At 72.0% G+C, this 7,472-nt stretch carries 6 protein-coding genes and 1 riboswitch; of the genes, 4 read left to right on the forward strand and 2 right to left on the reverse strand.

The genetic code is table 11. The features are described 5' to 3' along the window. Both E4F61_RS13695 and thiC read right to left on the reverse strand, forming a co-directional pair. Window positions 1-1,179: sulfotransferase (locus E4F61_RS13695; RefSeq protein WP_162301501.1), on the reverse strand; the 1,179-nt coding region annotated here is incomplete at its 3' end. A 61-nt stretch (window positions 1,180-1,240) separates the two neighbouring features. Further along, window positions 1,241-3,115, reverse strand: a complete 1,875-nt coding sequence (gene thiC / locus E4F61_RS13700; protein WP_133480181.1) for a phosphomethylpyrimidine synthase ThiC — start codon at window positions 3,113-3,115, stop codon at window positions 1,241-1,243. Window positions 3,116-3,187: 72 nt separating this feature from the next. Beyond that, window positions 3,188-3,282: riboswitch (TPP riboswitch) on the reverse strand. A gap of 186 nt (window positions 3,283-3,468) precedes the next feature. Here thiC and E4F61_RS13705 point away from each other — a divergent pair. From E4F61_RS13705 to E4F61_RS13720, 4 genes are all read left to right on the forward strand, one after another. Continuing rightward, window positions 3,469-4,407, forward strand: a complete 939-nt coding sequence (locus E4F61_RS13705) for a homoserine kinase (RefSeq protein ID WP_202909014.1) — start codon at window positions 3,469-3,471, stop codon at window positions 4,405-4,407. Next, the gene (thrC, locus tag E4F61_RS13710; RefSeq protein ID WP_133480183.1) at window positions 4,404-5,690 is read left to right on the forward strand and encodes a threonine synthase; all 1,287 of its coding nucleotides are present in this window, start codon (window positions 4,404-4,406) and stop codon (window positions 5,688-5,690) included. The genes E4F61_RS13705 and thrC overlap by 4 nt, the downstream gene beginning before the upstream one ends. Before the next feature lie 17 nt (window positions 5,691-5,707). Continuing rightward, entirely contained in the window at window positions 5,708-6,124 is a 417-nt protein-coding gene (locus E4F61_RS13715) for a DUF805 domain-containing protein (RefSeq protein WP_133480184.1), read from the forward strand. Beyond that, window positions 6,111-7,472, forward strand: a 1,362-nt coding sequence (locus tag E4F61_RS13720; RefSeq protein WP_133480185.1) for an FAD-binding oxidoreductase, incomplete at its 3' end; no start/stop codon positions are given. The genes E4F61_RS13715 and E4F61_RS13720, both read left to right, overlap by 14 nt.

Genomic DNA, 7,472 nt, shown 5'->3' on the forward strand with positions numbered 1-7,472 from the left:
CGCGCGCAGGAACGGCAGGCGCAACGCGTTCTTCGGCGTCTTCTCCAGCATGCGCACGCGGCGCACGGCGTCGATGCGATGGCCATCGCGATCGTGCAGCTGATCCAGGAACCGGTTGCGCAGCGCGAGCGCCACCGCGGGCGTGGCGTCCGCGGCGGACAGCCGATTCGAGTCGAAACCGTGCGCCGCGGGCGCGAGCGACGCGATGCCCTCGATCAACGCGTGGCTCTCGTCGCCGATGGACACCGCCCCGCGTGCGCGCGTCAGCGTCTCGAACAGCAGGGTCGATCCCGCACGCGGCGGACTCACGATGAACACGGGGCGATCGAACTGCGGATCGACGGCGTCGGGCGCCGGTTCGCCGCGCGGCGCCCGGTCGACGAGCGGCGCGAATGCCTGGCGATCCAGCGCGTCGAGCACGCCCAGTCCGTTGCGCAGTCGCAGGCGCTCGGCACCGGCATCGACCAGCGCCGCGCGCGCCTGCGCCACGGCCTGCGCGAGCGCCGCCGCCGGCGCGCCCTCCGCCCATGCGGCGCGCGCGATGCGCACGAGCGACGCGAGCGATGTACGGATGCGCGCGTCCCGCGCCGCCTCGGGTGCGTCGGACAGCACTTGGCCCAGCGCGGTGTCCAGCTCCCACGGATCCATCGGCGCGGGAACGCCGTGTTCGACGCGGAGGTGGCCTGAGGTCGTGCCCGTCGCGGGGCCCGGCTCGGGCACGCCGGCAATGTCGGCCAGCACGATCCAGCCCGTCTCGACGCCGACGTTGGCGATGCGGTGCCGCCGCCAGGTGTCGAGCAGGCCGGGTCGCCCGGCCCGCGCGAGGATGCGTTCGCCCTCGCATTCGACGAGCAGGTCGCCGTGCAGCGGCAGCACGACGCGCGCGTGCTGGCGTCCGTCGCGACTGGCGTCGACCCGTGCCGGCGTATGCGCGCCGGGCGCGTAGCACTCGACCGACACGCGCGACCACGGTCCGCCCAGGCGCGCCAGCCACGCCGCCAGCGCGGGCGCCGCCGCGATGCCGGGATCGCCCGGCGCCAGCAGCGACCGGCAGCGGATCATCGCGCCGCCCACGCCGTCGGCGGCGCGCCACGGCGATGCGTCGGCGGCGAGCTCCGCCCGGATCCGCCCGGCATCGACGGGCGCGTCGAGCGGCACCCAAGGGCGCGGCAGCTTCACGCGCCGCCTCCGCGCCGCACCTGCGCGCGCGGGACAGCCGCGGGCCTCGCGCGACGGCCGGTCATGCCTTGCGGTAGACCTCCGCGCCCTGTGCGCGGAACTCGGCCGACTTCTCCGCCATGCCCTTCTCGATCTCGAGCAGCGAGTCGGGGTTGTCACGCGCGTAGTCGCGCACGTCCTGCGTGATCTTCATCGAGCAGAAGTGCGGGCCGCACATCGAGCAGAAGTGCGCACTCTTGTGCGCTTCCTTCGGCAGCGTCTCGTCGTGGTATTCGCGGGCGCGCTCCGGGTCGAGGCCGAGGTTGAACTGGTCCTCCCACCGGAATTCGAAGCGCGCCTTGCTCATCGCGTTGTCGCGCGCCTGCGCGCCGGGATGGCCCTTCGCGAGGTCGGCCGCGTGCGCCGCGATCTTGTAGGCCATCAGGCCTTCGCGCACGTCGTGCTTGTTCGGCAGGCCGAGGTGCTCCTTCGGCGTGACGTAGCAGAGCATCGCGGTGCCGAACCAGCCGATCATCGCGGCGCCAATCGCGGACGTGATGTGGTCGTAGCCGGGCGCGATGTCGGTCGTCAGCGGGCCAAGCGTGTAGAACGGCGCCTCGCCGCATTCGGCGAGCTGCTTGTCCATGTTCTCCTTGATCATCTGCATCGGCACGTGGCCGGGGCCTTCGATCATGGTCTGGACGTCGTGCTTCCACGCGATCTTGGTCAGCTCGCCGAGCGTCTCGAGCTCGCCGAACTGCGCGGCATCGTTCGCGTCGGCGATCGAGCCGGGGCGCAGGCCGTCGCCGAGCGAGAAGGCCACGTCGTAGGCCTTCATGATTTCGCAGATGTCCTCGAAGTGCGTGTAGAGGAAGTTCTCTTTGTGGTGGGCCAGGCACCACTTGGCCATGATCGAGCCGCCGCGCGACACGATGCCGGTCACGCGCCCCGCGGTGAGCGGCACGTAGCGCAGCAGCACGCCGGCGTGGATCGTGAAGTAATCGACGCCCTGCTCGGCCTGCTCGATCAGCGTGTCGCGGAAGATCTCCCAGTTGAGCTCCTCAGCGCGGCCGTCTACCTTCTCCAGCGCCTGGTAGATCGGCACCGTGCCGATCGGCACCGGCGAGTTGCGGATGATCCACTCGCGCGTCTCGTGGATGTGCTTGCCGGTGGACAGGTCCATCACCGTGTCCGCGCCCCAGCGGATCGACCAGACCAGCTTCTCGACGTCCTCGGCGATGCCCGACGACACCGCGCTGTTGCCGATGTTCGCGTTGACCTTGGTCAGGAAGTTGCGGCCGATGATCATCGGCTCGCTTTCCGGATGGTTGATGTTGTTCGGGATGATGGCGCGGCCGCGCGCCACTTCATCGCGCACGAACTCGGACGTGATCAGCTTCTGGATGGCCGCGCCGAAGGGCTCGCCGGCGTGCTGGCGCAGCAGGTGCGCCTCGCGGATCGCCTCGATGCGCTGGTTCTCGCGGATCGCGATGAACTCCATCTCGGGCGTGACGATGCCCTTGCGGGCGTAGTGCATCTGGGTGACGTTCGCACCGCCGACGGCGCGGCGCGGCAATGCGCGGTTGCCGAAGCGGATGTGCGCGAGCTTCGGATCGTGCTCGCGCGCGCGGCCGAACTCGGACGACAGGCCCGGCAGCACCTCGGTGTCGCCCCGCTCGGCGATCCACTGCGCGCGCAGCGGCGAAAGGCCGGTCGACAGGTCGATCGTCGCGTTCGCGTCGGTGTACGGGCCGGAGCAGTCGTAGACCGTGAGCGGCGCGTTCTCCTCGCCACCGAACAGGGTGGGCGTGCGCGCCAGCGCGATCTCGCGCATCGGCACGCGGATGTCGGGGCGCGAGCCCTCGACGTGGATCTTGTTCGAGCCCGGGATCGGACGGACGACGTCGGCCGAGAGCTTTTCGGCCTGCTGGAGGAGTTCGGTGGCGACTGCGTTCATCGGTTCGTCCGCTGCGGGGATGGGGCGAGCGCCGGGAGCCGGCGTGCGATCGAGCGGGCGGCGCGCGGACGCGGGGCGCCCGGCGAAGCTTCCCTACGGCGGTCTCAACCGCATCAGGTTCGAAGGGACTCTCTCAACCGGCCAGGCCGGTACCCCCGCTTCCGCGCGCATTTCACCACGCGGCCGGGCCCCGAAGCCACCGGCGGTGCCGTGGGGCGGGCCCTGGCGCGCGTGGCCGGCCATGCCATGGCCCGACTGCGCCGATAATCGCCGCAGTCCCGGCGCCGTCCGGGCGTTCCGGGCCGGCCGGCATACGCCCGCCGGCATGCACCGCCCTCCCACGGAGCCCACTCGTGACCGCACCCTCCCGCATCGCCCGCGCCTTCGCGCCGGCGAGCATCGGCAACATCGGGGTCGGCTTCGACCTGCTGGGCCACACGATCGAGGGCCCCGGCGACGGCGCGACCGTGCGCCGTATCGACGAGCCCGTGGTGCGGGTCGACGGCATCGATGGCGACGTGCCGGGACTGTCGCGCATCCCGCTGGACGCCCCGCGCAATACGGCGGGTCGCGCACTGATGGAGTTGCGCGGCGCGCTCGACCTCGCGCACGGCTTCGCGATCACGCTGCACAAGGGCATCGCGCTCGGCTCCGGGCTGGGCGGGTCGGCGGCCTCCTGCGTGGCGGCACTGGTGGCGGCGAACGCGCTGCTCGACGCGCCGTTGTCGCGCGAGGCGCTGTATCCGTTCGCGCTGGCCGGCGAGTCGGTGGCCAGCGGCAGCCTGCACGGCGACAACGTCGCGCCGATGCTGCTCGGCGGCGTGGTGCTCGCGACCGAGACGCGCGCGATCCGGCTCGACGTGCCCGACCTGTATTGCGCCGCCGTGCACCCGGCGCACGTGCTGGAAACGCGCGAGGCGCGGGCGGTGCTGGCCGAGCCCTATTCCCTGGGCGCGTTCGTCGAGCAGAGCGCGCACCTCGCGCTGTTCCTCACCGGGATCGCGCGCGGCGATCGCGCGCTGATCGCCGACGGGCTTCGCGACGTGCTGGTCGAACCGCGGCGCGCCCCGCTGATCCCGGGATTCGCGCAGGTGAAGCAGGCCGCGCTGGATGCGGGCGCGCTCGGCGCGAGCATCTCCGGCGCCGGCCCGACGGTGTTCGGCTGGTTCGACTCGCGCGCGCAGGCGCAGGCCGGCGGTGCGGCGATGGGCGCCGCGTTCCGCGCGGCGGGGCTGGACAGCCGCGCCTACGTGTCGCCGGTCAACGGGCCGCGCGCCGAACTCGTCGCATGAGATTCGTCAGCACGCGCGGCGTCGCGCCGGCGGTCGACATCACGGCTGCGCTGGCGGCGGGCCTCGCCCCGGACGGCGGCCTGTACGTGCCGGATCCCATTCCGTGCGCGCCCCCGCTCGATGCCGACGCCGACCTCGCCGACATCGCGTCGCGCCTGCTGGCGCCGTATTTCGACGATTCGCCGCTCGCCGCCGCACTGCCCGCGATCTGCGCCGACGCCTTCGATTTCCCGGCACCGCGGCTGCCGCTCGACGATTCCGGCGACGCCGTCCTCGAGCTCTTCCACGGCCCGACCGCCGCGTTCAAGGACTTCGGCGCGCGCTTCCTCGCCCGCGCACTGGGCGCGCTGCGGCACGACGGCGACCCCGACGTCACCGTGCTCGTGGCCACCTCCGGCGACACCGGTGCCGCGGTCGCCGCCGCGTTCGATCGTCGCCCCGGCTTCCGCGTCGTCGTGCTGTATCCGGACGGCCGCGTCTCCCCGCGCCAGGCGCACGGCCTCGGTTGCTGGGGCGACAACGTGCGCGCGCTGCGCGTGGCCGGCACGTTCGACGACTGCCAGCGCCTCGTGAAGCAGGCGCTCGGCGACGCCGCGTTGCGCGCCCGCGTGCCGCTCGCGTCGGCCAACAGCATCAGCCTCGGCCGGCTGCTGCCGCAGGCCGCGTACTACGCGCGGGCCGCGCTCCGGCAGCAGCGCGACACCGGCGCACCGGCCAACTTCATCATCCCCACCGGCAACCTCGGCAACGCGAGCGCCTGCTGGCTCGCCCGCCGCATGGGGCCGCCCCTCGGCGACATCGTGCTCGCGTGCAATGCCAACGACGTACTGCCGCGGTACTTCGACGGCGCGCCCTATACACCGGCGGACGCGCGGGCCACGCTCGCCAACGCGATGGACGTGGGTGCGCCCAGCAACTTCGAACGCCTGCGCCATTGGCACGTCGACGATGCCGCGCTGCGCGGCGCGATGCGCGCCTTCAGCGTCGACGATGCGGCGATCCGCGCCGCCATCGCCCAGGCCGCGAGCGACGGCGCCCCTGTGCCCTGCCCGCACACCGCGACCGGGCTCGATGTCCTGCGTCGGCTGCGCGCCGCGGGCGACACGCGCGCGTGGATCGTGGTCGCCACGGCGCATCCGGCCAAGTTCGAGAGCGTCGTCGAGCCCTGCATCGGTCGCAGCGTCGAGGCGCCGCCGGCGCTGGCCGACTGCCTGGCCCGGCCCGCACATGCCGATCCGATGGCGCCCGATTACGACGCGCTGCGCGCAGTGCTGCTCGGCTGAGTGGCGCCGCCGCTACCATGACCGCGCTGGCAGGTCGCGACGGGGAGGTCGCCTTCATGGCAAACGCAGTATCCGGTTGGGTGCGATGGCAGGGTCGCCTGCGCCGGCGCGACTTCCTCGCGCGACTCGTCATCGCGACCGCCGTATTCGTCGTGCTCTTCGTCTTCCTCGACCGCGTGGTCGGCTACGACAGCACGCTCCTGCTCTATCCGCCGTACTTCATCGTGCTCGCCTCGCTGTTCGTGCGCCGGCTGCACGACCAGGCCCGTTCGGCCGGGTGGCTGCTGGTCCCGATCGTTCCACTGCTCGGGCCGCTCATCCTCGCGTGGCGGCTGCTGCTGACGCGCGGCACGCACGGCGCCAACCAGTACGGCGACGACCCGCGCCTGCGCGGCTACGACTACCTGCAGGTGCAGATCCATGAACCGGCCTGAGGCGCCCGCGATCGACACGGGCGTGATCGTCAACGACGTCACGCGGCTCAATCCCGTGCGCGTGTGGGCGGTGGCGACGCCGACGTCCACCGACGAGGTCGTGGATGCGATCCGTCGCGCCGACGGCGCGATCTCGGTGGGCGGCGGCCACTTCAGCATGGGCGGGCAGACCGCGAGCCCGGGCAGCCTGCACCTCGACATGCGGCGCATGAACCGCGTGCTGAACTTCGATCCGGTCGCGCGCACGATCCGCGTACAGGCGGGCATCCGCTGGTGCGACATCCAGCGCTTCGTCGATCCGCACGACCTGTCCGTTCGGATCATGCAGACCTATGCCAACTTCACCGTCGGCGGCTCGCTCGGCGTGAACGTGCACGGGCGCTACGTCGGACTCGGGCCGCTGATCCTGTCGGTGCGTTCGATCCGTCTCGTCCTCGCCGACGGGTCGGTGGTCGATGCCAGCCCCGAGGCGAACACCGAACTCTTCTACGGCGCGATCGGCGGCTACGGCGGACTCGGCGTGATCGTGGAGGCCGAGCTGCTGCTCGACGACAACGTGCGGGTCGAGCGCACGCATGCCTGCATGCCCACGCGTACGTACGCGCAGTGGTTCCGCACCCACGTGCGCGGCCAGGCCGACGCGATCTTCCACAATGCCGACCTGTACCCGCCGCGCTACCGCCGCGCCCGCGCGGTGACGTGGCGTCGCACGCAACGCGCCGCGACCGTCGCCGACCGCCTGCAGCCGCTGCGCCGGCACTTTCCGCTGCACCGTTATTTCTTCTGGGCCTTCACCGAGACGCCGGGCGGCAAGTTCCGGCGCGAGCGCCTGCTCGAACCGCTGATCTATGCGTCGAAGCCGGTGCACTGGCGCAACTACGAGGCCGGCTACGACGTCGCCGAGCTCGAGCCGGCGTCGCGCCGCAAGTCGACCTACGTGCTGCAGGAGTATTTCGTCCCGGTCGAGCGCTTCGACGAGTTCGTGCCGAAAATGGCCGAGATCCTCGCGCGCCACCGCGTCAACGCGGTGAACGTCTCGGTGCGCCATGCGTTCGCCGATCCGGGCTCGCTGCTGGCCTGGGCGCGCGGCGAGGTGTTCGCGTTCGTCCTGTACTACAAGCAGCGCACGCGCGAGAACGCGAAGCAGCGCGTGGCGGTGTGGACGCGCGAGCTGATCGATGCCGCGCTCGACTGCGGCGGCACCTACTACCTGCCCTACCAGCCGCATGCCACGCGCGAGCAGTTCCATCGCGCCTATCCGCGCGCCGACCAGATGTTCGCGCTAAAGCGCCGGCTCGACCCGGACTTCCGCTTCCGCAACGTGCTCTGGGACACCTACTACGCGCCG

Origin of the sequence: Cognatilysobacter segetis, assembly GCF_004359965.1 — a bacterium.
GTDB lineage: Bacteria > Pseudomonadota > Gammaproteobacteria > Xanthomonadales > Xanthomonadaceae > Cognatilysobacter > Cognatilysobacter segetis.